This is a genomic window from Aminobacter sp. MDW-2 (assembly GCF_014250155.1).
GTDB lineage: Bacteria > Pseudomonadota > Alphaproteobacteria > Rhizobiales > Rhizobiaceae > Aminobacter > Aminobacter ciceronei.
On record NZ_CP060197.1, the window covers coordinates 876,303 to 900,525 of the forward strand.

Below are 24,223 nucleotides of genomic sequence, written 5' to 3' on the forward strand. Positions count from 1 at the left end.
TGATATCAGGACATGTCGGTCAGACCGCCCGGGCGAAGCTCCCGCCGCGATGGGCTTCGCGCAGATAGCCGAGCGTGGCGGCGGCGTCGGCCGGACGGCCGAACAGATAACCCTGCCCGCCGGCACAGCCGAACTGCGTCAGCCGTTCCGCCTGCGCCTCCATCTCGATGCCTTCGGCGACGACATCCATGCCGAGGCCTTCGCACATCGCCAGGATGGCGCGGATGATGTGTTCGGACGGCCGGTCTTCGAGGATCGAGGCAACAAAGGCGCGATCGATCTTGAGCTTGTCGAAGCGGAATTCGCGCAGGCGCCCGAGCGACGATTGGCCGGTGCCGAAATCGTCGAGCGAGACACGGATGCCGACCCGCCTGAGATCCTCGACGATCTTTTCGGCCGAGGCGGGATCGGTCATCAGGCCGGTTTCGGTGATCTCGATCTCGAGGCGGCGCGGGTCGAAGCCGGTGCGCTCGAGGATCGACAGAATGTGCAGGCCGGTGTTCTGGTCGACCAGCTGCGACGGCGACAGATTGAATGACAGGAACATTTCCTTCGGCCAGCTGCGCGCCGCTTCCGCCGCCTTGCGCAGCACCAGCTGCGACAGCGGGCCGATGATGCCGCGCTCCTCGGCGATCGGAATGAAGACTGCCGGCGAAACGAAGCCGAGGTCGCGGTCGGTCCAGCGTGCCAGCGCCTCGAAACCGATGGTGCGGCGGCTGTTGAGATCGACGATCGGCTGGAAATGCGGCGCGACATCGCCGGCGGCAACCGCACGGCGCAGCGCCTGCTCGATTCGGGTGACGCGCTTGGCCGCCTCCTCCATCTCGCGGGTGTAGACGACGACGCGGCCGCGACCCGAGCGCTTGGCGTGGTAAAGTGCTGTCTCGGCCTTGCGCACCAGCGTCTCGGTGGTGTCGTCGCTCGAATGGAACAGCGAGCAGCCGACCGACGCCGACAGGCGCGCCGTGCGCTCGCCGACATCGTAAGGTGCCGACAGGATTTCGATCAGCATGCGCGCTTTCTCGGCCGCCGCATCCTCTGAGAACACCAGCGGGTAGAGGAAGGCGAACTCGTCGGCGCCGATACGCGCCACCGCCGAATAGCCATCGCAGGCGGCGCGCAGCCGCATCGCCACCTGGATCAGGATGTCGTCGCCGGCGCGGTGTCCGAACAGGTCGTTGATCGGCTTGAAGCCGTCGAGATCGAGGATGCCGACGGTGAACGGCGCGGGGTCCTCGGCGCGGTCGCCGATCAGCCTTTCGACCTTGTCGAAGAAACGACGCTGGTTGCCCAGCCCGGTCAAGGCATCGGTGAAGGCCAGATCCGCCGTTTCCCTGTCCGAATGGCTGACGCCGATAGGCATGCTTTGTCTCTGTTCTGCTAATATTTGCAACTGTTGCAGCACAGTGCCAGCAAAGCGTTTAGGAATTGTATTCAATCAGCTTGCCGTCCGGATTTCGACACGGCGTCGAAACCGGTTTCAGCGATGGCAATCCGGCGCTGCCAAAATGCTGGATCCAGGCGCCAGTCAGCCATCAAATTGACGCGCAAGCTAAGCGCCTTGCCCGGCCACGTCGCGCTTGCGGCCACACAATTGGCTCATCAACCGGAGCGCGATCGCGGCAAGGATCAGTGCCATGTAAGGCCAGTACATTCCCGGGTTCAGCACCGCCCGGCGCCCGAAATTGACGACAAAGAAGACAGCCAGGAACCAGGCGCCACCGCCGTGGATGATGCGCCAGGCTTTCGGCCCGATCGCGGCAGCCGTCCGGTCGAACGACGTTGCCGCCATCAGGATGATGGCGAGATAGCCGGCGCCGCCGGCGATGAAGGCGGCGGGCGCCGTGAGCTCGTCGAACAGCACCGGATCGAGCTGCGACAGTGCGATGATGGCGACGGCATGGACGCCGTGCGAAAAGGCGAAGGCCAGGCCGAAATGGCGGCGGTTAGCCCTGATCCAGCGCGACATGGCCGATGGCCAGAGCCAAGCCAGGCTCGAGGCGGTGAATGCGAGCACGAACAGCATGAGTGAGGTGCGTGCGGTGAGCCTGATCACCACGCGCGCGCCGTCGACCGGATCGCCTGCCAGGCCGGCAGCAGCGCCGCACGCCGCCAACACGACCAAGCCAAGCCAGGCTGTCAGCCGCCAGCCGCTGGGCGGCCATCTCGAAGTGCTTTCGGGCCAGACCCGCATGATTTTTCCTCCTATGTAATCACTGCTTACATTCGGTTGCAAAGAACTGTCAAGTCGATGTTTACGCCGCTTACATTTCGGCCCGCCGACCGCTACTAGAAGAGGCATGACCAACTCTTCCCGCGCGGCGTATCATCACGGCAACCTCGTCGAGGAGCTCATCGCCGCCACCATCGGGATGATCGAGGAGAAGGGCGTCGACGCCGTTTCGGTGCGCGAAGCCGCAAAGCGCGCCGGCGTTTCGCCTGCGGCCCCCTTCCGCCATTTCGCCAACAAGACAGCTTTGATGACGGCGGTGGCCGAGCAGGCGATGGGCCGCTTGACCTTGTCGGTCCAGCAGGAGCTGTCGGCGACCGGCGACGCCGACCCGGTCGAGGGCCTGCGCGCCATCGCGCGGGGCTATCTCGCCTGGGCGCTCGCCAATCCGACGCACTTCGACGTCATCGCCTCGCGCACGGTGATCGACTTCCACGGCTCGCCGAAACTGACCGGCGAAACCGAGGCGATCCGCCTGGTCATGCTCGACCTGATCGCCCGCGGACAAGCGTCCGGCCGAATATCTGCAGCCCTTGCCCCCGACGCGTTGATGCTGTCGGTGCGCGCCTTCATCTATGGCCTGTGCCGGATGTGGATCGACGGCCACTTTGCCGAATGGCATGTCGAAAAGCCGGCCGGGCAGGCCATGGCCGAAGCGGTCGAGCTGTTCATCGACATGATCGGCGGGCGCCATGCGACGAACCTCTCCGGGACCTAGCATCGGCCAGCCGATGCATCGGGTGAACTTGTTCGCACCCGCCGCCATTGCATAAGGACGGCAAATTGCTACATCCTCGTCACCGCAGAGCGCGACCGGAGCCCGGCCCGCGCGACAAGATTACCGAAAGCCGCGCCGGAGACGTCCATGCCGCTCAAGATCGCCGTCCAGATGGACCACATCTTCACCGTCAACATCGCCGGCGACACGTCGTTCGCGCTGTCGCTGGAGGCCCAGCGACGCGGCCACGAACTCTACCACTACACGCCCGACCGGCTGTCGATGCGCGATGGCAAGGTCTTTGCCCGGATCGAGAAGCTCGAGGTCCGCGACGTCAAGGGTGACCACTTCACCCTCGGCGAGCCCGTCCGCACCGACCTGTCGGAGATGGACGTGGTCCTTTTGCGCCAGGATCCGCCCTTCGACATGAACTACATCACCACCACCCACATGCTCGAGCGCATCCACCCCAAGACGCTTGTCGTCAACGACCCGGCATGGGTGCGCAACAGCCCGGAAAAGATCTTCGTCACCGAATTCGCCGACTTGATGCCGGAGACGCTGATCACCAAGGATCCGCAGGAAGTGGCCGCCTTCCGCAAGGAGTTCGGCGACATCATCGTCAAGCCGCTCTACGGCAATGGCGGCGCCGGCATCTTCCACCTGCACGAGGCCGACCGCAATCTGTCGTCTCTGCTCGAGATGTTCGGCCAGCTGTTCCGCGAACCCTACATCGTCCAGCGCTACCTCAAGGACGTGCGCAAGGGTGACAAGCGCATCATCCTGATCGACGGCGAACCCGCCGGCGCCATCAACCGCGTGCCGGCCGAGCATGATGCCCGCTCCAACATGCATGCCGGCGGGCGGGCCGAGAAGACCGAACTCACCGAGCGCGAGCGCGAAATCTGCGCCCGCATCGGCCCGTCGCTGCGGGAACGCGGTTTCATCCTCGTCGGCATCGACGTCATCGGCGACTACATGACCGAGATCAACGTGACCTCGCCGACCGGCATCCGCGAGGTCAAGAAGTTCGGCGGCGCCGACATCGCCGCGCTGTTCTGGGACGCGGTGGAGAAGAAGCGGGCGAAATAGCCCCTTTCGCCTGCGGCGACATCACGACCCACGTCGATGAAGTTGACCAGCATGGAGGCAAGACAATGGAACTGAAGCGCGGTCGTTTGATCGACCATCTGCATTTGCGCACCCGCGACCTCGCGGCAAGCAAGCGGTTCTATACGGCCGTGCTTGGCGTCCTGGGGATTCCGATCATCGATGGCGGCGCGCATTTCTACGCCGACGAGCTGTGGGTCGACGCCGGCGAGCAGTCCAGCCGCGTGCATGTTGCGTTTCAGGCTACCGACCGCAGTGTCGTCGACCGGTTCCACGCCGCAGGTCTTGCTGCGGGCGGCAAAGACAATGGCGCGCCCGGCGAGCGCGCCTATCATCCCGGCTACTACGCAGCCTTCCTGTTCGATACCGATGGCAACAACATCGAAGCCGTGTTTCACGGCCCCGCCAACCGCTCGGTCGACGCGGTTACGATCACCTGGGCTCCATAACAAGGACAGCGTGATCCCGTCGGTGCCGCCGGCGGAGATGGCTGCAACTCCGGCTTCAAGCGCCGCGCCCCTGACAAGGGGACGCGGCAAAAGGCGGCCTGCAAGGCCCCCTGGAGTCACAGACTTACCCCACCTGCAACCACCTCAGGCCGCACAGCGTCGCAATTGCCATGACCGCGCAATAGGCGGCGAGCGGCCAGGCTGTGTCGCCGCCGAGCATGAGCACCGCCAGCGTGCCCATAAGGCCGACGATCAGGCTCTGAACGCAGAAATAGAGCGCCACCGCGGTGCCTGCGGCATCGCCGAACGCTTCGAGCGCGCCATTCGCCGTCACCGCGCCGGCAAAGACGATACCGATGGCGATCACCCACATCGGCATGATGAAGGTCGCGAAGGAGGGTTGGCCGAAAAGCTGGCCAAGACAGAGCAGCACTGCGCCTGCGAGCAGCATCGCCATGCCGCGCTTCAGGCTGCCGGGTATCCCCCAACGCGCCACGAACAGTTTGGCGAAGCGCGTGGTGACGATCATGGCCACCGCCGCGGTGGCAAAGGCAAGGCTGAAGCCGAGCTGCGAATAGCCGGCGCGATCGATGAGCACGCGTGGCGCCGTCGAAAAGAAGACGAAGAACGCCCCCATCGCGGCGCTGAAGCCGAGCGTATAGACGAGGAAGGCCGGGCTCTTGAGGATCGCCCGGAAGGCGGGGCGCGACTGGGTCGTTTCGGGCCGGGTCTCGTGCCAACGCAGAAGCGCATTGACCATGGCCAACACAGCGAGCAAGCCGAGCGTGGCGAAGATCGCCCGCCAGCCCAGGCCATGAGCAATAAGCGCGCCGGCGATCGGGCCGAACGCCGGCACGCAGGCCAGCATGGCGCTGAACAGGCTGTAGATAACAGCACCTTCCGGCCGCTCGGCATAGGCGTCGCGTACCGTGGCGAAGGTGGCGACGAGTGCCGCGGAGGCGCCCAGAGCCTGGACGACGCGCAGGGCGACGAACAGCGGCGCCGAGCTGGTGACGGCAAGCAGGAACGAGGCGGCAGCAAACAGCAGCACGCCGCCAAGCAGCACCGAGCGGCGGCCGATCCTGTCGGAGATCGGGCCGAAGATCACCTGCCCGAGGCCGAGCACGATCATGTAGAGGCTCAGCGTCAGCTGGACGACGTCGGGCGTGGTGGCGAGGATTGCCGGCATCTCCGGCACCACAGGCAGGTAGATGTCCATGGCCAGCGAGGCCAGGATGTCGAAGGGCGCCATCAAAAGCAGCGCCGCGGGCAGGGAATGGCTCCACGTGGGAGAGTTTCGATTGGGCATGACTTTTCATCCGCACAAATGAATTTCATCTGGCGGCGATCTGCCACTTCGCTTGTCGATTACATCGGCTGGATGTCAGGAAACGATTTCCCGCAACCGCGCCGGACCGATCAGTGATCAGGAAATGAGGGGGCAGGGCGCCGCAACAACGTCTTGGTGTTGTTGCGGCCTATCTGTCTGCGGACTTGGCTGTACCCATGTTCGTCTCGCGGAGAAGCGCGGGCGCCTTGATTGGCTCGCGGCTTCCTAGCAGCCCGCCTGGCCCGGAACAACCCCGAGCCTCGGAAGGAGGCGGCTCGGGCGGCCCCGCCGGAAAACCAGCTCGCCAGCAAAAGCGCAGTTGCGCCTCAGGCGGCGCGCGGGTTTCTCACCCCGATGGCCTCGGTCGGCTTGAAGATCCGGAAGGTGTTGCGACCCGCTGATTTGGCGGCATAGAGCGCGGTATCGGCTCGCACCAGCAGATCCGAGGGGCTGCACACTTCATGAATCGCGATGCCGATCGAGGCGCCGAGCTTCAGGGCCCGGCCGCCGTGGTCGACCGGTCTGCCCAGCCTGTCGATGATCTGGCGCGCCAGTTCCGAGATCGCCGCAAGGTCCAACTCCGGCCCCACCAGCACGGCGAACTCGTCGCCGCCGATGCGCGAGACGAGCTCGACGCCGGCGCAGGCGTTTTGCAGACGCCGGGCCACTTCCTTCAGGCACTCGTCGCCGGCGACATGGCCAAAGGTGTCGTTGATCTGCTTGAAGCCGTCGAGGTCGACCAGCAGCAGCGCTCCGAGCGGAGGCCGATCGTCGGCATCGGCCGTCAGCTCCGCCAACTTGGTCTGGAACCGGCTGCGGTTGGCGAGCCCGGTCATGACGTCATATTCGGCGAGATAGCGGGTCTGGTCGGCCAGAATCTTCTCTTCGGTGATGTCCTGCTTCATGCCGAAGATACGCACGGCAACGCCATCCTCGCATTCGACGCTGGCAGTGATGCGGATCCAGCGGCGATTGCCCTTCGCAGTCACGATCTCGGCGTCGAGGCCGAAGCCGGTGCGCTCCGCAATGCCCTTGCTGCGCTTGGCATGCAGCTCGATGGCGGAAGCCTCGGTGTAGCATTTGACGATGTCCTCACGGACGAGCGGTGCTCCACGCGGCAGGTCGAACAGATCATAGACCACGTCGGTCCAGTGCAGCGCCTGGTCGGCGAGGTTGCATTGCCAGACGCCGATGCGGGCAGCGGCCGAGGAGCGGTCGAAAATCTTCTGGCTGTGCGCCAGCGAGGCCGCTTGTTCGCGGATCAGCGCCGTCTGCGCCTCAAGCCTTGCCTCGAGCCCCGCGATGATGGCGTCGCTCTGCCAGAGAACGGCCCGCCGCCGTATGTGCCGCGATGACGGACTGCGCATGTGGATAGCCCCTGTTTCGGGCAGAGCTTCGCGCGGCGGCGCTTAATATTCCCTCTCTCTAATGCCGCAAGGGCAGATTGCTGCGCACCAGGGTTAACGTATCCCGAACGCACCATGCCGACGTGCATGTTCTTGAATTGTTCTTGCGCACCTTTGCAATCTATGCTTGTCTTTGGCTGAGGCTTACGCAGGCGAGGGGCCGCCTGCCGGAAGCAACGTGCATGAATTCGCCACAGCGCATCCGTGCGGTCCCAAGGAGCGCGGTGCTATAGGGAGGGCAGCATGGTTTCGCGCGTGCGCACTGTCGCGTTCCAGGGCATCGAGGCGGTTCCCGTCGACGTGCAGGTGATGGTCGCGCCCGGCAAGGTCGGCATGCAGATCGTCGGCCTGCCCGACAAGGCGGTGGCCGAAAGCCGCGAGCGGGTGCAGGCGGCGTTGCACGCGTCCGGCCTGTCGATGCCTGCCAAGAAAGTCACCATCAACCTTGCCCCGGCCGACCTGCCCAAGGAAGGCAGCCATTACGACCTGCCGATTGCGCTCGGGCTGATGGCAGCACTCGGCGCCCTGCCGGGCGATGCTCTCGCCGCCTATGTCGTGCTCGGCGAGCTGTCGCTGGACGGCACCATTTCGGCGGTCGCAGGTGCGTTGCCGGCGGCAATCGGCGCCAATGCCGAGGGCAAGGGGCTGATCTGTCCCGCCGCCAGCGGACCGGAAGCCGCCTGGGCCGGTGCCGACATCGACATTCTGGCGCCGCGCAGCCTGATTGCCATCGCCAACCATTTTCGCGGCACCCAGGTACTTTCCCGACCCGAACCCGGCATTCGTGCTGCGGCGCGCGACCTGCCCGACCTCGCCGACATCAAGGGCCAGGAAAGCGCCAAGCGAGCGCTCGAGGTCGCCGCCGCTGGCGGCCACAACCTCTTGATGGTCGGCCCGCCTGGCGCCGGCAAGTCGATGCTGGCGGCGCGGCTGCCCTCGATCCTGCCGCCTTTGTCGCCCAAGGAACTTCTCGAAGTGTCGATGATCGCCTCGATCGCCGGCGAACTCGCGGAAGGCAAGCTCACCGACCGGCGCCCGTTCCGGGCACCGCATCATTCCGCCTCGATGGCGGCAATGGTCGGCGGCGGCTTGAAGGCGCGGCCGGGCGAAGTATCGCTCGCCCATCACGGCGTGCTGTTCCTCGACGAGCTCCCCGAATTCACACCACAGGTGCTCGATTCTTTACGCCAGCCGCTCGAAACGGGCGAATGCATGATCGCCCGCGCCAATCACCGCATCACCTATCCGGCGCGCATCCAGCTGGTCGCGGCGATGAACCCGTGCCGCTGCGGCATGGCCGGCGAACCCGGCTATCGCTGCCTGCGCGGCACGCGCTGCCAGTCCGACTATCAGGCACGTATCTCCGGGCCGCTGCTCGACCGCATCGACCTGCGCATAGAGGTGCCCGCGGTCTCGGCCTCCGACCTCATCCGCGGCAGCCGCTCGGAAGCCAGCGCCGATGTCGCCTTGCGTGTCGCCCGGGCGCGGACGATCCAGCGCGAGCGCCTCGAACGCCATGGGGTCACAGGTGCCACCACCAATGCGCAGTGCGCCGCAGGCCTGATCGAAGACATCGCCGCGCCCGATGCCGCTGGGCTTTCGCTGTTGCGCGACGCCAGCGAAAAGCTCGGCTTTTCCGCCCGCGCCTATCACCGTGTGCTCAAGGTGGCACGCACGCTGGCGGATCTCGATGGCAGCGAGACTGTCGGCCGCATTCACCTCGCCGAGGCGATTTCATATCGCATGAGCGCCGAGCGCATGGCGCAGGCAGCGTAGGAAGAGGAGGGGCGCCGCAAGCGCAGTTCAGGCTGTCGCAAGGGAGGTGAAGGCAGTAGACGAGCCCAATGAAAGCGAACAGCGGACATGCAGCGTCCGCGGCGCTGGCGGAACTCAACCTCACCGCTCGGTAAGTCTAACGGGACGGTGGCATATGGCCGCCGTTTTGCCTCGCCAGAGGACGCGGCCAGGACCACTTGGCCACAAGCCGCCCTGCGAAACACGAAGGAACAGCGGTTACCGTATCCGCAAGAGACGCTACTTGACCGAGCCGACCAGCATCGGCTGGCCTTCGCGGATCGTCACCCAGCGGCCGGTGTTCTCGCTCGACTGGCGCTTGAGGTAGCTGTAGCCGGTCTCGTCCCACTGGCGCACGGCATCGGTCAGATTGTCGAGGATGAAGTCGCCCTTGGAGGTGCGCACGGTCAGCACCGCATGACCCTCGCCATCGGGCTTGCGCACCACCGTGATCAGCAGGTTGGACAGTTTCAGACCTTCGCGGTTCAAGGTCCGGCGCTTTTCCAGCACATAGTCCTCGCAGTCGCCTTCACTATTGTCGGGGTAGGTCCAGACCTCGTCGCGGCCATAGATGTCGATATCGTTCATTGGTTTGACGGCGGCGTTGACCGACACGTTTACGGCGACGATCTTGCGCCACATCGCGCCTGTCATCTGCTCGGGCCCGGTGTCGCGCGACCGGATCGAGCACTCGGCCGGATTGAGGCGGCAGAAATCGTAATGGCCGATCGGCTGCGACGTCAGCCCACCCGTAGTCATCGGCTGGGACGCAGCAAAGGCTGCGCCAGCGGACAAAACCACGCCCGTCATCAGCCCGAAAAACACACCGGCACGCCCCGCCGCGCACCGTACGCCTGCTGCGGAAATCATCTGCCCCGCTCGCCCCATTTACATCGTTAATAAAACGTTAAGAGCGAGGGGCAGGCGGAGTCAATCAAAGCTCGCTGCAGATTGCAGACATGGTTACCGCAGCGGCGGCCAAGCGATAATTGTGCAACAGACGCACGGCACGGCGGCCGGACAACCGGAGCCGGCTTTCGCCAGCCGCGCTGCACGAATTCAACGAGTTAGGGTGCCCTGTACCCGAAAAGGCGCACAGAACGCAGAAAGGCCCGGCGTTTGCACCGGGCCTTGCCTGTGGAAAAGATGAACCTGGCTGGGCGGCGGCCGTCAGGCCTTGCGCACCAGCCGAGGCTTGGCCGCCTTGCGTGCGGATGCGCCATAGCTTGCCATGAAGTCGACGATGCGGGGCACGATCTCGGCGCGGAAGCGTGAGCCGTTGAAGACGCCGTAATGGCCGACAGCCGGCTGCATGTAATGCGCCTTCATGTCCTGGGGAACGTTGACGCACAGATCATGCGCTGCCTGCGTCTGGCCGAGGCCCGAAATGTCGTCGTTCTCGCCTTCGACGGTGAACAGCGCGACGTTGCGGATTGCCGAGGTGTCGACGGGCTGGCCGCGATGGGTCATCTCGCCCTTGGGCAAAGCGTGGCGCACGAACACGGTGTCGACCGTCTGCAGGTAGAATTCGGCGGTCAGGTCCATCACCGCCAGATATTCGTCATAGAAGTCGCGGTGCTTCTCCGCCCCGTCGCCATCGTTCTTCACCAGGTGCATGAAGAAGTCCTTGTGGGCGATGATGTGGCGGTCGAGGTTCATGGTCATGAAGCCCGACAACTGCAGGAAGCCCGGATAGACCTCGCGGGCAAAGCCGGGCGCCGGCCACGGCACCTGCATGATGACGTTGTCGCGGAACCAGTCGATGCTCTTCTTCTCGGCCAGTTGGTTGACGGCGGTCGGATTGCGCCGGGTGTCGATCGGGCCGCCCATCAACGTCATCGTCGACGGCGCGAAGCGGTCGCCGCGCGCCTCCATCACGGCGACTGCGGCGAGCACCGGCACCGAAGGCTGGCACACCGCCATCACATGGGTGTCCGGTCCCAGCGCGTGGAACATGTCGATGACATAATCGATGTAGTCGTCGAGATCGAACTTGCCTTCGGTCACCGGCACCATGCGGGCATCGGCCCAATCGGTGATGTAGACGTCGGCATACGGCAGCATTGCCTCGACAGTGCCACGCAGCAGCGTCGCATAGTGGCCCGACATCGGCGCCACGATCAAAAGCTTGGGGTCGGGGCGGCGGCCGGCGGGCAGGTCGCGCTCGAAGCGGATCAGATTGCAGAACGGCCGCGACCACGCGACCTTCTCGGTCACCGCCACCGGCTGGAAGTCGACAACCGTCTTGTCGAGACCGAAGGCGGGCTTGCCGTAGCGGCGCGTCGTGCGCTCGAACAGTTCGGCCATCGCCGCCACCGAGCGGCCGACCGGCATGTGCGAGAACGGGTTGAGCGGGTTGGAGTAGAACAGCTTGACGGCGTCCGCATAGGCGCGGGCCGGCTGCAGCGCAGCATGGGTCGATTCATAAAGCTGGTAAAACATGATGTCCTCATACGGCCATTCGGGGAGGCGAGCCGGCCGGAGGCCCGTCATGCAATGCAGCGAAGGTAACAAACATCTGCTGCGATGCAATATCTCACTTGGTGTGAAACAGGGTCATTCTTTGGTCCAAGCTGTTGAAAATCCGTTTTCAATCGCGCCGCCGGCTCAGCACCTGTCGCCCTTGACGTTGTGCGACGCCGAAAGACCCCGAATCAGCCCGGCGGCCAAACACCATCGCCCCGCCGGGCAAGACTGCACGGCGGAGCAGGACAATTCAGAGTGTTGTGAAGCTGCTAGATGCCTTCGACCAGCATGATTTCGCCATCGGCAAACTGCTGGCGGATCGACTTGGCGTGCTGGTATTCGGGCGAGAAGTAGCAGTTGCGCGCGTCGTCCATCGAGGCGAACTCGATGATCACATTGCGGGCCCGGCCAGGCCCCTCGACCGCCTCATGGGCGCCGCCACGGGCGATGAACTTCGCACCGAAGCGTTCGAAGGCCGGCTTGGCCGCAGCGACATAGCCCTTGTAGCCCTCGGGGTCGCGAACATCGACGCGTGCGATCCAGTAAGCCTTGGTCATTCTTTCCTCCCGGGCTGCCCCATCTTCAAAACGCGCTGTGACGAGCCGACTGGTGTTGTTGTCGAGAACCGGAGCACAGTGGACATTCAGGTCCGTGAGCACCGGAAGCGGAGACAACCGCGGCGGGCGTTCGTCACAGAGGAATCTTAGGCTTTTGCCATTTCCTCAAGGATAGCCTGCGCCGCAGCCTTCCTGTCAACCGCGCCGACGATCGGGCGGGCAACGACGAGGTGGCTCGAGCCGTTGCGCATGGCGTCGGCCGGGGTAACAACCCGCTTCTGGTCGCCATGGTCGCTGCCTGCAGGGCGGATGCCCGGCGTCACCACCGCCATGCTTGGCCCGACGATGCGGCGCACTGCCGAGGCTTCGCTGGCCGAGCAGACGATGCCGCCCATCTTTGCCTGCAGCGCCTGTTCGGCGCGGCGCAGCACCAGCGTGTGCGGGTCGTATTCATAGCCCGCGTCGATCATGTCCTTTTCGTCCATGGAGGTGAGGACCGTTACCGCGAGCAGGCACAGGTCGCTGCCTTTGGCTGCCTCGACCGCCGCCTTCATCGCCTTGGGATAGGCATGCAGCGTCAGCATGGTCATGCCCATCTTGACGATGTTCTCGACGCCCTTGGCCACCGTGTTGTCGATGTCGAGCAGCTTCATGTCGAGGAACACCTTGGTGCCGCCGCTGGCCAGTTCGCGGGCGAAGTCGAGCCCTCCGGCAAAAGCCAGCTGGTAACCGATCTTGTAGAAGCTCGCGGTGCCTTCGAGTTCGCGGACCGCTCTTTCGGCTTCCTTGACGGTGGGCAGGTCAAGGCCGACGATCAGCCGGTCGCGTACAGTGTCTATGCTGCTCATGGTTCTACCCTTCGCGACATCATGGTGGCTCGTTCGACAAGCGTTTGGCACAGCCGCTGCATGCCCTTGCGCAGGCGCTCCTCGCGGAATTCGCCGTTGTCGTCGAAGGCTTCGCTGCCATGCGGCACCGAAACCTGCGGCGAAATCACTTCCATCTGGATGTGCGACAGCACCGCGCGCAGGTGAGTTGCGCTGCGGATGCCGGCGAAATGGCCGTCGGAGGACGAGCAGATCGCCACCAGCTTGCCGGCATAAGGCTGAAGCCGCCTGCCGCCGTCGCTACGCACGCGGCTGACCCAGTCGATGGTGTTCTTGAGCAAGGGCGGCATCGAGCCGTTATATTCGGGCGTCGCGATCAGCACCGCGTCGTGCATGTCGATCAGGCGGGCGAGCCTGACGGCGTTTTCGGGCACGCCGTCGCGTTCCTCGAGGTCTTCGTCCATGATCGGCAGCGGATAGTCGGCGAGCGAGATGCGCGTCACCTCGGCACCCTGCAGCGCCAATTCCTTCTGCGCTATGTCGGCCGTGCGGCCGCTATAGGCGCCGGCCCTGATCGAACCGGCAAAGACGAGAATTCTGGGAACGAGCGGCATCATCCATCCTGTGGCACGCCCGGCAAGACGCACCAAACATCGTGGCGACGGTATAGGGGCGATCAGCCGGCCAAATCAAGGCCGCTGTGCTCAGTGCTTGGCGCGGCGATAGACCCAGAGCTGCGTCGGCGGAATGTTGCGGATGATGAAGTCGAAATGCTCGACGGTGTAGTTGCCGAGGCCCGGAGGAATCGGCGACTTCGGGCCGTAGGTCAGCTGGATCACCGGCCGTCCGGCAGGGATGCGCTTGAGCAGGCCCTCGAGATAGGCAACGCGGCTGGTGACCGGAAAGTTGAGCAGCGGCACGCCCGAGACGACCGAATCGAAGATCAGGTCCTTCTTGTCACCGAGCGTGTTGTCGAGGTCGAAGGCGTCGCCCTCGATGACGTTGACGCCTGGGTAGAGGCGGCGCAGGTGCTGGACGAAATCGGCTGAGTATTCAACCGTATAGAGATCCTCGGGCTTCACGCCGTGGGCGAGGATCGCCTTTGTGATGACGCCGGTGCCGGGCCCGACTTCCAGGACCGGCAGGCCCGAGCGGGTGTTGATGACCGAGGCCATGCGCTTGGCGGTGACCGAGCTGGTCGGCACGATCGAACCGACGGCCTTGGGCTTGTCGATCCAGCCCTTGAAGAACTTCAGTTCGTCGTCGAACCTTGCCGCAAGGGTTTTGCGCAATCCGGAACCGCGTGGCATCGCTTCGATCTCCTCACCGCTGCTGGGGGGAGAAATAACAGCAAAGTGGGCCAGCGCAAGCAGAAAGCTGGCTCAATTTCCGTTACGGCAGAAACATCCTCATTTATCGCCGAAGGACTCGAAAAAGTCCTTCATGCGCGAGAAGAAACCGCTCGACTGCGGCGAGTTCTCGGTCGACGACAGCTTCTCGAATTCCTCGAGCAGCTCGCGCTGCCGCCGCGTCAGGTTCTGCGGCGTCTCGACGGCGGTCTGGATGTAGAGATCGCCGACCTGCGGCTGGCGCAGCACCGGCATGCCCTTGCCCTTGAGGCGGAACTGGCGGCCATTCTGGGTGCCTTCGGGCACTTTTACGCGGGTCTGGGTACCGTCGAGCGTCGCCACCTCGAACTGTCCGCCCAGTGCGGCGGTGGTCATCGAGATCGGCACCTTGCAATAGAGATCGGCACCATCACGCTGGAAGAACTCGTGCGGCTTGACCGACAGGAAGATGTAGAGATCGCCTGACGGGCCGCCGCGCAGGCCGGCCTCGCCTTCATTGGCGAGACGGATGCGGGTGCCGTCCTCGATGCCCGAAGGGATGTTGACAGACAGCGAGCGCTCCTCGGTGACGCGGCCCTGGCCGGCGCACTTGCCGCACGGGTCCTTGATCGTCTGGCCGCGGCCCTGGCACTGCGGGCAGGTGCGCTCGATGGAGAAGAAACCCTGGCTGGCGCGCACCTTGCCGTGGCCCTGGCACATCGAGCAGGTCACCGGCTGGGTACCGGGCTTGGCGCCCGAACCGGCGCATTCGGTGCACAGGATCGATGTCGGCACGCGGATTTGCGCGGTCTTGCCGGCAAAGGCCTCCTCGAGCGAAATTTCCATGTTGTAGCGCAGGTCGGCACCGCGCTCGCGGCCACCCGAGGAGCGACGGCGCCCGCCGCCCATCATGTCGCCGAAGATGTCCTCGAAGATGTCGGCGAAGCCGCCGGCGCCAAAGCCGTGGCCGCCGCCATTGCCCATGCCGCCATTCTCGAAGGCGGCGTGGCCGAAGCGGTCATAGGCGGCGCGCTTCTGCGGGTCCTTCAACGTCTCGTAGGCTTCGTTGATTTCCTTGAACTTGTGCTCACACGCGTCGTCGCCCGGATTGCGGTCGGGGTGGAACTGCATGGCAAGCTTGCGGAAGGCCGACTTCAGCTCCTTCTCGTCGGCGCCCTTCTGGACACCCAGCGTTTCGTAGAAATCAGCTTTCATATCTTCCCGTCACTGCCTCGGCGCGATCCACCGGATTGCGCCATCGGTGGTAATAGGCCCCGATTTAGTAAACCATGCGCCGGTATGCCATAGGCCGGTTGGCCGAAGCGGCAGATTTCGGCAGAAAATCGGCTAAATTTGCAGCCATTGTGGCCTTGGGGCCGCTCAAGCGATACGGCGACGTGCCGCTTTAGGTTTTTCCACCCCCAACCGGGAATTGAGATACTGGCTCACCGGCCCCTCAAAGTAGCGGTCCGAGGCCATCGCAACCACCAGGACGGTCGCCGCCGGCACCAGCCAGAAGGTGTAGAAGCCGATCACCTCGAGCGGTTCGACCAGCTTGCGCCAAACCAGCGCCAAAAGCAGCGTCTCGATGGCAGGGTGGATCATGTAGATGCCGAACGAGACGCGGCCGAACGGATGCAACGGCTTGAGATAAAGCGCGCCATCGGGATTGTTGCGCTCGGCAAGGGCGGCGAGGAACATCGCCGCCGCCAGCAAGAGCACGATCACATAGGCGTTCTGCTGGGTCGCCATGGCCGCGATCGCCAGGGCAAAGGTCAGCCAGCCGGGCAGGTGGCTCGACAACTTGAGCCTGGAGTCCCGCATGGCCACCGCCACCATCGCGCCGAGTGCGAAATCGGCAAAGGCGCGATAGGCGCCCCAGGTGTTGGCCTCGAGCCAGCTCGGAAACGGGATCCAGCCCAGCATCACCGCCAACTCCAGCCCAGAGACGGCGGACGCCGCCACCACAGCCAGTCCCAACCTGCCGTGGCGGCGATAAGCCAGGACGATGACGGGCAGGGCGAGATAGCAGAACCACTCTGCCGACAGCGTCCAGCTGACATAGTTGAAGGTCAGATTGTCGGTCAGGCCCCAGGCCTGGACCAGCAGCAGGTTGGCTGGCAGCGCCGCCCAGGCATAACGCTCGGGCTGCTGGGTCTGCACCAGGCCGAAATGCAGGGCCGCGGCAACCACGCAGAAAAACAGCAGCGTCACCAGATAGAGCGGATAGAGCCGGGCCAGACGGCGCACGATGAAGCGGCGGAACGATCCCGGCTCGGCCATAAGCGTGTCGGCATAACGCAGCATGATCAGGAAGCCGGAGATCATGAAGAACATTTCCATCAGCGGCATCAGCCGGTAGAGCGCATTGCTCGCCGCCTCGTGTCCGGGCGGCGCATAGCGCAGGAAATGCCACATCATCACGGTAAGAGCTGCGGCCAGCCGCCAGATTTCGAGCGTCCTGAAGTGCATGCCGCCCTCCACCAGCGCACCGCCGAGGTCAATTCTCGGCCGGGTCCAGCCACAGCCTGCCTGTACATTCTTTCCTTAAGCTTAAACGCCGACAGTCTCTGTATTTGACGCAAAAGAAAAGCCCGGCGCAATGGCCGGGCTTTCCGATTAGACTGGATGTCGATCCGATCAGGCCGACTTCTTCTTGTCGTCGTTGTCGTCGATCTCTTCGAAATCGGCGTCGACCACGTCGCTGTCCTTGGCAGCATCGGCGGCGGCGTCGGATTCGGCCGCTTCCTTCTGCGAAGCCTCGTACATGGCCTGGCCGAGCTTCATCGAAGCTTCGGCAAGCGCCTGCGACTTGGCGTTGATCGCTTCGGCGTCGTCGCCTTCGGTCGCGGTCCTCAGGGCTGCGATCGCATCCGAAATCGCAGTGCGGTCTGCTTCGGTGACCTTGTCGCCATATTCCTTGAGCGACTTCTCCGAGGAATTCAGCAGGCTTTCGGCCTGGTTACGTGCCTCGACCAGTGCCTTGCGCTTCTTGTCGGCCTCGGCATTGACCTCGGCGTCCTTGACCATCTTCTCGATGTCGGCGTCGGACAGACCGCCAGATGCCTGGATGCGGATCTGGTGCTCCTTGCCGGTGCCCTTGTCCTTGGCCGAGACGTTGACGATGCCGTTGGCGTCGATGTCGAAGGTCACTTCGATCTGCGGCACGCCGCGCGGTGCGGGCGGAATGCCGACCAGGTCGAACTGGCCGAGCATCTTGTTGTCGGCAGCCATTTCACGCTCGCCCTGGAAGACGCGGATGGTCACCGCCGACTGGCTGTCCTCGGCAGTCGAGAAGACCTGGCTCTTCTTGGTCGGGATCGTGGTGTTGCGCTCGATCAGGCGGGTGAACACGCCGCCCAGCGTCTCGATGCCCAGAGACAGCGGGGTCACGTCGAGCAGCAGCACGTCCTTGACGTCGCCCTGCAGCACGCCGGCCTGGATGGCAGCACCGAGAGCAACCACCTCGTCGGGGTTGACGCCCTTGTGCGGCTCCTTGCCGAAGAACTGCTTCACGATCTCCTGGATCTTGGGCATGCGGGTCATGCCGCCGACCAGGACCACTTCGTCGATCTCGCCTGCCTTCAGGCCGGCATCCCTGAGCGCTGCCTTGCACGGCTCGATCGTGCGCTGGACGAGGTCGTCGACCAACTGTTCGAACTTGGCGCGCGACAGCTTCAGCGTCAGGTGCTTCGGGCCGGTCGCGTCAGCGGTGATGAAGGGCAGGTTGATTTCAGTCTGGGTCGTCGACGACAGCTCGATCTTAGCCTTCTCCGCAGCTTCCTTGAGGCGCTGCAGGGCAAGCTTGTCGTTCTTCAGGTCGATGCCCTGTTCCTTCTTGAACTCGGCCGCCAGGTACTCGACCAGGCGCATGTCGAAGTCTTCGCCGCCCAAGAAGGTGTCGCCGTTGGTCGACTTCACCTCGAACACGCCGTCGCCGATCTCGAGAACCGAGATATCGAAGGTGCCGCCGCCAAGGTCATAGACGGCGATCGTCTTGCCTTCGGTCTTGTCGAGGCCATAGGCCAGCGCAGCTGCGGTCGGCTCGTTGATGATGCGCAGCACTTCCAGACCGGCAATCTTGCCGGCGTCCTTGGTGGCCTGGCGCTGGGCGTCGTTGAAATAGGCCGGAACGGTGATGACGGCCTTCTCGACCTTCTCGCCGAGATAGGCTTCCGCCGTTTCCTTCATCTTCTGCAGGATCATCGCCGAGATCTGGCTGGGCGACTGCTTCTTGTCGCCGGCTTCCACCCAGGCGTCGCCATTGTCACCCTTCACGATGTGATAGGGGACCAGCTTCTTGTCCTTTTCGGTGACCGGATCGTCGTAGCGACGGCCGATCAGGCGCTTGACCGCGAAGACGGTGTTTTCAGGGTTGGTGACCGCCTGGCGCTTGGCCGGCTGGCCGACGAGACGCTCGCCGTCGCCGCTGAAGGCGACAATGGAAGGGGTCGTGCGCGCGCCTTCCGCGTTCTCGATGACTTTCGCGTCCTTGCCGTCCATGACGGCGACGCAGGAATTGGTCGTTCCCAGATCGATGCCGATAACTTTTGCCATTTTAGTACTTCTCTCCGCTAAGCAGGCTCTCTGGACCCATGAAGGCGTTCCGACGAAAGCCCCTGTTCACTCGAAATGCCGCTCCAGATACCGGTTTTCCGGGCCGAAGCGGTGTTGCGGCGTATATAAGAACAGGCTCCTGACAGCGCAAGCGTTCTGCAACTTTCCGTGCAGGGGACTCGGCAAAAGCCTGTGACAAGCTCATATTTGGGGCATGAGCGAGCTACAATCCATCAACCTTTTCGAACGCCGACGCAATCGCGCGCTGAACACGGCGCAAACATGGCTGCTCGGCGCCGGCAGCCTGCTCCTGCTCGGGGTCACCGCCTGGGCCTTCGCAGGCAGCACCGGCATCCTCTATGCCCTTGTCTTTGGCGCGCTTTCCATGTGGGCGGTGCGGCGCATCAGCCCGCAGATGGTGCTGTCAATGTACAAGGCGCGGCAGGTCACGCCGGCCGACTTCCCCGCCGGCTTCCGCATCGTCGAAGAGCTCGCCCGCCGCGCCGAGCTGCCTGCGGTGCCAAAACTCTATGTCATCCCGTCGAAGATGATGAACGCGTTTGCCGTCGGCCGTCGCAACGACGCGGCCATCGCCGTGACTGACGCGCTTGCCCGCAACCTGACCCCGCGCGAGTTCGCCGGCGTGCTCGCCCATGAGATCAGCCACATCGCCCATGAAGACGTGAAGGTCATGGCCTTCGCCGACATGGTGTCGCGCTTCACCTCGTTCATGTCGACTGTCGGCCTGGTCTCGCTGTTTCTCAATCTGTTCGGTTTTGCCGGCGGTTTCGGCACCCAGGTGCCCTGGCTCGCCGTGCTGGTGCTGCTTGCCGCACCCACCGTCGGCGGCCTGCTGCAGATGGCGCTGTCGCGCACCCGCGAGTTCGACGCCGATCTTGGCGCCGCCATCCTCACCGGCGACCCGGACGGCCTCGCCTCGGCGTTGACCAAGCTCGAACGTGCCCAGGGCAGGGTGTGGGAAAACATCCTCCTGCCCAGCGGCCGCATCCCCGACCCCTCGGTGCTGCGCACCCACCCGCTCACCGCCGACCGCGTCGCCCGGCTCAGGGCGCTGAAAACCACCGGGGCGCCGGAGCCCATCGTTACAGCCGACAGCGCCGCTGTGCCGCATGGCGCCCGACCGTCGATGATCCCCAAGATCCGCGCCCGCCCCGGCACGTATTTGCCGCAAGGCGCGCGCGGCTTCATCAATGCCGCCAACACCGACTTCGCCGACGACAGCCGTCCCGCCTGCGACGCCTCGCTCAACCCACCCGACAAAGGTCGCCCGCGCATCCGGGTGACCCGCGGCGGCGTGTGGTGGTGATTTTTTGCGCCGAAGTGGAGAGATTTTGAACAGGGTGGCTCGTCACCAACGATCCTTCTGACCTGCAGGCGATCTTAGCTGTCATCGGCGCCGCGACCAATCGATAAGGCCGCAAAGCTTATCCCTGCAATACAGCAGGATGAGCACCGCCGGCGACGAGACCAATCTCCCTCCTTGTGTGGGAGATGGCCGGCAGGCCAGAGGGGTGCGAAGGATCGCAACTTGGCTTCATGGGTGGCCGAACCGATCAATCGCGCCCGGGTGTCGCTTCGCTCACCCGGAGTGAGTGACTTCCCATCAACACTGAAGAAGGGGCGCCGCCCTATCTCCGCCCCTTCACCGCCGTCGCGCCGCGATTGGCCGCCACCCAGACGACATGGCGAGCGCCGCTGCCCTTGGTGCTGGCACGGACCTTGACCTCGTCGGTTACGAAGCCGCTTTCATGCAAGCGCCGCGAAAACGACTTGTCGGGGCCTTGCGACCAGACGATCAGCACGCCGCCCGGCTTCAGCGCGGTCTTCGCAGCATAGAGCCCGGTATAGTTGTAAAGGCTGTCATTGGCGTCGCGCGACAGGCCCTCGGGACCGTTGTCGACGTCGAGCAGAATGGCGTCATAGTCGCCCATGCCATCGCGGATGAGCTTGCCGACATCGCCCTCCACTATTTCGACGCGCGGGTCGTCGAGGCAGCCGGCGAAGAGTTCGGCCATCGGCCCGCGCGCCCAGGCGATGACCTCTGATACCAGTTCGGCGACGACGATGCGGGCATCCCGGCCGAACAAGGCAAGGGCTGCGCGCAAGGTGAAACCCATGCCGAGGCCGCCGATCAGGATGTTGGGCTTGGAACGGCCACCGATGCGCTCATGGGCGAGTTTGGCCAGCGCTTCCTCGGAGCCGCTCAGCCGGCTGTTCATCAGCTCGTTGCTGCCGAGCATGATCGAGAACTCGGTGCCGCGCTGCTTGAGCCGCAGTTCGCCGCCGCCGGGAATCTTCGCCGTGTCGAGCACTACCCAGGGAATCATCGCCGCGCGCCTTCATTGTCCGACTTCATGCGGCGCTCCCTAGCACAGCATGGCGCAAACGACAGCCTTCGCCCGGCCGATGGTGGGCAGGCTCGAAAGCCCGGAGGCCCAATGGCCTAGACCTCCTCCCAGCCGTCACGGTCGCCGGCGCGGAAGATGGCATCGATGACCTTCTGGTTGAGCACCGACTGCTCGAGCGAGAAGACGTGGTCTCCACCCCCTTGCGCTGCGCGGACAAAGGTCTCGACCTGCAGCCGGTACTGCTGAGCGCCGGGGAAGCGGAACACCGTCGCCTCGTTGTGGCCGGCATTGTGCAGCTCGACGCGGTGATGGTCGTAGAGCCCGGCATTGAACGGCGCATGGATCTCGATGAAGCCCTTGTCGCCGTGGAAGACCATCAGCTGGCGGTTGGCGAGCTGGGTCGAGAGATAAAAGGAAAGTTCGAAATCGCCGAAATCGGCGCGGACGCTGGAGTAGATGTCGGTACCGAATTTCGGGTCGCGTTCGATGCTCGCCTGCACCCGCACCGGCTCCTTGCCGGTCGAAAAGCGCGTCGTGACCGTCGGGTAGACGCCTATATCGGGCAGGGCGCCGCCGCCGAGATCGAGCTGGTTGCGCATGTTGTTGGGGTCGACGTTGAAATAGGAAAACGCGCCCTGGACGTGCTTGAGCTTGCCGATGGCCCCGGCTGCGATCAGGTCGCGCACCTTCAGCCATTGCGGATGATAGGTGACCATGAAGGCTTCAGAGACGATCACCTTGTTGCGGTCGCGGATGGCGATCAGCGGCGCGATGTCCTCGGCCTTCAGCGCCAACGGCTTTTCGACCAGCACGTGCTTCCCGGCCTCGGCCGCCTTTGCCGCCCATTCGAGATGTTGCGAGGTCGGCAGCGGAATGTAGACGCCGTCGACGGTGTCGGAGGCAAGCAGCGCGTCATAGGAGCCGAAGGCATGTGCTGCGCCGAAGCGGTCGGCCAGGGCTCGCGCCTTGCCGACGTCGCGGCTGGCGACCGCGGCCAGCACGCCATTGTCGGAATCGGCGATCGCCGGCAACAGCTGGTCACGGCCGATCTTGGCTGTCGAAAGTACGCCCCAACGAAACATCTGGCCTCCGGACACAAGGAAAAAGCTGGCCCAATTGCCCGCTTCGGGAGATTGGCGGAAGCCGCCGCCAAATGCCAGAGCCTATCTTGTTTAGCCGCGGCGGCCACTGAACTCCATGTCGAAGGCAACGATGTTGGAATAGATCGGCGTGCCGACATCCATCTGGTAACGCGAGCGGAACACCTGGCCGCTGACCCGGAAACGGATCTGTCCGCCCTTCAGGCCCTGCAGCTCGGCGGTGAACTTTTCGGTGTTGGTGTGGCCGCGCGCCGTCAGCTGGCCGGTGATGACAGCCGAATTGTCGCCGGTGCGCCGGACACTGGTCGAGCGGAAGGTGATCTCACGTGAATTGGCGACGTCGAAGACGGCGTCCGACTTCAGGAAGGCGTCGATACGGCCCTGACCGGTGCCGACGCTTTCGGGAAAGATGGTGATGTCGACCTTCGAACGGGCAATGTCGCCGCCGTCGATGCGGATCGTCCCCTTGAACTGGCCGAAAGCGCCGGAGAGCCCGCCGCCGCCGATCTTGCCGATGGCAAAGCGGATGCTCGAACCGTTGTTGGAAACGGCATAGCGCCCGGCCGCATCGGACAGCGCCACCGCCGAGGCAGTGTCGCCGAGCAGACCGACCGCAATGAGGGCTGCAGCGCCCAAAACACGCCCAAAAACATGCACGGACATCTCATCATGCTCCCTGATGGCAAGGCCCATCCGGGCCATGCACCGAGACAAACGAACGGATTGCAGCTGCTATTCCGGCTTTCGTGGGGACCTCGCGAAAAATGGCGAGATCATCCGAACCAGCACGACATCACGCAGCCAGAAATGGTGCCGGAGCGCCGCCAGAATGTGCAGCACAACCAGCGCGATGCCGGCATAGGCCAGCCATTTGTGGCCGAAGACCCAGAATGTCTCGGCCGCATCGGAAACCTGCAACGGCAGATGCGGCATGACGAAAAGATTGAACGGCACCGACGGGATTTCGAGTACCGAAACCGACACCAGCGCCCAGCCGGACAGCGGCACGACGAGCTGCGCGGCATAGAGCAGGAGATGCACCATGGGTGCTGCCTTGCGTTCCAGCGGATCGACCTCCTCGGGCAGCTCGGGATTCATGTTGCCGAGCCGCCAGCCGACGCGGACCAGCACCAGCCCGAGCAGCAGGAAGCCGAAGGACTTGTGCAGCTGGATCAGCTCGAAGGAGGTGCGCTGGCTGGTCATGCGGACCATGACGAGCCCAAGGGCGAACTGGCCGATGAACAAAGCCGCGATCAGCCAGTGCAGGACAATCGCGGCCCAGCCATAACGGGTAGTGGTGTTGCGCAGCATCGACGGCACCTCCGTCGCACAACAAATCTGGGGCGGAATTCGTCCCGGAACAGGGGCCTACCAGTCCAAGACGGTGACCTCCGGCCACATCGCCCTGGCGCGCCGGCCCTTGGCTTCGTGGGTGGCGCGGTTGTCGTTGCGATGATTGGGCGTGATCCGGAAGGCAAAAACATCGTCGAGGCCGAACGGCGCCCAGACCCGCGCAACGCCGTCGACAAGGGCGAGGCCGACTGCATGGGTGCGCGAAGCGAAATGCTCGAGCGACTCGGCGCTCGACCCGAGCGGAGCGCGCGGCGAGCCGAAATGATCCTCGAACCAGAGATGCACGCGGGCCTGGTTTCGGATCTCGACCGGCAGCGGCAGATGCGCAAAGGCCTCGTTGCCCCGGCGGATATGCACGTCTTCGGCCTCCCAGGAGAGGTCGGCGCCGTCGAAATAGAACAGGTCGAGATCCTTGATGCCGTGCCCGGCGGGGCGGCCGGTCAGATGGTTCCAGACGCTGTTGTAGAGCGCACCCGAAACCAGCATCCACTGTGGCAGAGCGAGTTTCTCGGCCACGGCGAGTGCCGGACGGACGATCGGGTCGGCAAGGAGGATATCGAGCAGGACCTGCCGCTGGTCTTCAAACGGCAGGCCCTTGTATCGCAGATGCTCCATCCTGCACCCCGAGA

23 protein-coding genes are annotated in these 24,223 nt (G+C 64.3%); 5 read left to right on the top strand and 18 right to left on the bottom strand.

Going from position 1 to position 24,223, the window contains the following annotated elements; all coding sequences use genetic code 11:
• Window positions 1-19: 19 nt before the first annotated feature.
• Both H5P29_RS04250 and H5P29_RS04255 read right to left on the bottom strand, forming a co-directional pair.
• Complete coding sequence (locus H5P29_RS04250; protein WP_067955669.1) at window positions 20-1,363, bottom strand: bifunctional diguanylate cyclase/phosphodiesterase; 1,344 nt, start codon at window positions 1,361-1,363, stop codon at window positions 20-22.
• A gap of 189 nt (window positions 1,364-1,552) precedes the next feature.
• Window positions 1,553-2,194: a ferric reductase-like transmembrane domain-containing protein gene (locus tag H5P29_RS04255; RefSeq protein ID WP_154385262.1), complete on the bottom strand. Its 642-nt coding sequence runs from the start codon at window positions 2,192-2,194 to the stop codon at window positions 1,553-1,555.
• Between the two features lie 106 nt (window positions 2,195-2,300).
• Between H5P29_RS04255 and H5P29_RS04260 the strand changes: the two genes are divergently transcribed.
• The 3 genes from H5P29_RS04260 (at window position 2,301) to H5P29_RS04270 (ending at window position 4,507) form a co-directional block, all read left to right on the top strand.
• The gene (locus H5P29_RS04260; protein WP_154385263.1) at window positions 2,301-2,948 is read left to right on the top strand and encodes a TetR/AcrR family transcriptional regulator; all 648 of its coding nucleotides are present in this window, start codon (window positions 2,301-2,303) and stop codon (window positions 2,946-2,948) included.
• A gap of 147 nt (window positions 2,949-3,095) precedes the next feature.
• Window positions 3,096-4,040: a glutathione synthase gene (gshB, locus tag H5P29_RS04265; protein WP_067955674.1), complete on the top strand. Its 945-nt coding sequence runs from the start codon at window positions 3,096-3,098 to the stop codon at window positions 4,038-4,040.
• A 65-nt stretch (window positions 4,041-4,105) separates the two neighbouring features.
• Window positions 4,106-4,507, top strand: coding sequence for a VOC family protein (locus tag H5P29_RS04270; RefSeq protein ID WP_067955676.1), 402 nt, complete (start codon window positions 4,106-4,108; stop codon window positions 4,505-4,507).
• 124 nt (window positions 4,508-4,631) lie between these two features.
• Here the strand turns inward: H5P29_RS04270 and cml are convergent, their stop codons facing one another.
• Both cml and H5P29_RS04280 read right to left on the bottom strand, forming a co-directional pair.
• Window positions 4,632-5,816 (bottom strand): CmlA/FloR family chloramphenicol efflux MFS transporter, encoded by a 1,185-nt coding sequence (gene cml / locus H5P29_RS04275; RefSeq protein WP_154385264.1) that lies wholly within the window; start codon window positions 5,814-5,816, stop codon window positions 4,632-4,634.
• 347 nt (window positions 5,817-6,163) lie between these two features.
• Window positions 6,164-7,204 (bottom strand): sensor domain-containing diguanylate cyclase, encoded by a 1,041-nt coding sequence (locus H5P29_RS04280; RefSeq protein WP_154385265.1) that lies wholly within the window; start codon window positions 7,202-7,204, stop codon window positions 6,164-6,166.
• Between the two features lie 282 nt (window positions 7,205-7,486).
• Here H5P29_RS04280 and H5P29_RS04285 point away from each other — a divergent pair, with 282 nt between their 5' ends.
• Window positions 7,487-9,019, top strand: a complete 1,533-nt coding sequence (locus tag H5P29_RS04285) for a YifB family Mg chelatase-like AAA ATPase (protein WP_067955681.1) — start codon at window positions 7,487-7,489, stop codon at window positions 9,017-9,019.
• 258 nt (window positions 9,020-9,277) lie between these two features.
• On the opposite strand, the gene H5P29_RS04290 is transcribed toward H5P29_RS04285, so the two are convergent.
• The 9 genes from H5P29_RS04290 to dnaK all read right to left on the bottom strand — a co-directional run bounded on the left by H5P29_RS04290 (window position 9,278) and on the right by dnaK (window position 18,772).
• A complete protein-coding gene (locus H5P29_RS04290) occupies window positions 9,278-9,907 on the bottom strand; it encodes a transglutaminase-like cysteine peptidase (protein WP_067955683.1) in 630 nt (209 codons plus the stop codon).
• Between the two features lie 300 nt (window positions 9,908-10,207).
• Entirely contained in the window at window positions 10,208-11,479 is a 1,272-nt protein-coding gene (locus tag H5P29_RS04295; RefSeq protein ID WP_067965868.1) for a polyhydroxyalkanoate depolymerase, read from the bottom strand.
• A gap of 293 nt (window positions 11,480-11,772) precedes the next feature.
• A complete protein-coding gene (locus H5P29_RS04300) occupies window positions 11,773-12,060 on the bottom strand; it encodes a DUF1330 domain-containing protein (protein WP_055982026.1) in 288 nt (95 codons plus the stop codon).
• A 146-nt stretch (window positions 12,061-12,206) separates the two neighbouring features.
• Window positions 12,207-12,908, bottom strand: a complete 702-nt coding sequence (gene pyrF / locus H5P29_RS04305) for an orotidine-5'-phosphate decarboxylase (protein ID WP_067955685.1) — start codon at window positions 12,906-12,908, stop codon at window positions 12,207-12,209.
• The gene (locus H5P29_RS04310) at window positions 12,905-13,501 is read right to left on the bottom strand and encodes an NADPH-dependent FMN reductase (protein WP_067965870.1); all 597 of its coding nucleotides are present in this window, start codon (window positions 13,499-13,501) and stop codon (window positions 12,905-12,907) included. Before H5P29_RS04310 ends, pyrF begins: the two co-directional genes overlap by 4 nt.
• Before the next feature lie 90 nt (window positions 13,502-13,591).
• Window positions 13,592-14,197 (bottom strand): phospholipid N-methyltransferase PmtA, encoded by a 606-nt coding sequence (pmtA, locus tag H5P29_RS04315; protein ID WP_067955687.1) that lies wholly within the window; start codon window positions 14,195-14,197, stop codon window positions 13,592-13,594.
• Window positions 14,198-14,296: 99 nt separating this feature from the next.
• Window positions 14,297-15,430 (bottom strand): molecular chaperone DnaJ, encoded by a 1,134-nt coding sequence (dnaJ, locus tag H5P29_RS04320; protein ID WP_067955689.1) that lies wholly within the window; start codon window positions 15,428-15,430, stop codon window positions 14,297-14,299.
• Window positions 15,431-15,595: 165 nt separating this feature from the next.
• Window positions 15,596-16,687: an acyltransferase gene (locus H5P29_RS04325; RefSeq protein ID WP_154385266.1), complete on the bottom strand. Its 1,092-nt coding sequence runs from the start codon at window positions 16,685-16,687 to the stop codon at window positions 15,596-15,598.
• Between the two features lie 168 nt (window positions 16,688-16,855).
• A complete protein-coding gene (gene dnaK, locus H5P29_RS04330; RefSeq protein ID WP_067955694.1) occupies window positions 16,856-18,772 on the bottom strand; it encodes a molecular chaperone DnaK in 1,917 nt (638 codons plus the stop codon).
• Between the two features lie 214 nt (window positions 18,773-18,986).
• Between dnaK and H5P29_RS04335 the strand changes: the two genes are divergently transcribed.
• Entirely contained in the window at window positions 18,987-20,099 is a 1,113-nt protein-coding gene (locus tag H5P29_RS04335) for a zinc metalloprotease HtpX (RefSeq protein WP_067955696.1), read from the top strand.
• Between the two features lie 322 nt (window positions 20,100-20,421).
• Here H5P29_RS04335 and H5P29_RS04340 read toward each other — a convergent pair whose 3' ends face one another.
• From H5P29_RS04340 to H5P29_RS04360, 5 genes are all read right to left on the bottom strand, one after another.
• Entirely contained in the window at window positions 20,422-21,120 is a 699-nt protein-coding gene (locus tag H5P29_RS04340; RefSeq protein ID WP_067955699.1) for a spermidine synthase, read from the bottom strand.
• A gap of 116 nt (window positions 21,121-21,236) precedes the next feature.
• On the bottom strand, window positions 21,237-22,223 hold the full coding sequence (locus H5P29_RS04345; RefSeq protein WP_067955701.1) for a Gfo/Idh/MocA family protein: 987 nt from the start codon (window positions 22,221-22,223) through the stop codon (window positions 21,237-21,239).
• A gap of 90 nt (window positions 22,224-22,313) precedes the next feature.
• Window positions 22,314-22,904 (bottom strand): YceI family protein, encoded by a 591-nt coding sequence (locus H5P29_RS04350; protein WP_067965872.1) that lies wholly within the window; start codon window positions 22,902-22,904, stop codon window positions 22,314-22,316.
• A gap of 69 nt (window positions 22,905-22,973) precedes the next feature.
• The gene (locus H5P29_RS04355; RefSeq protein WP_154385267.1) at window positions 22,974-23,552 is read right to left on the bottom strand and encodes a cytochrome b; all 579 of its coding nucleotides are present in this window, start codon (window positions 23,550-23,552) and stop codon (window positions 22,974-22,976) included.
• Window positions 23,553-23,609: 57 nt separating this feature from the next.
• Entirely contained in the window at window positions 23,610-24,209 is a 600-nt protein-coding gene (locus tag H5P29_RS04360; protein WP_154385268.1) for a nucleotidyltransferase family protein, read from the bottom strand.
• Window positions 24,210-24,223 lie beyond the last annotated feature (14 nt).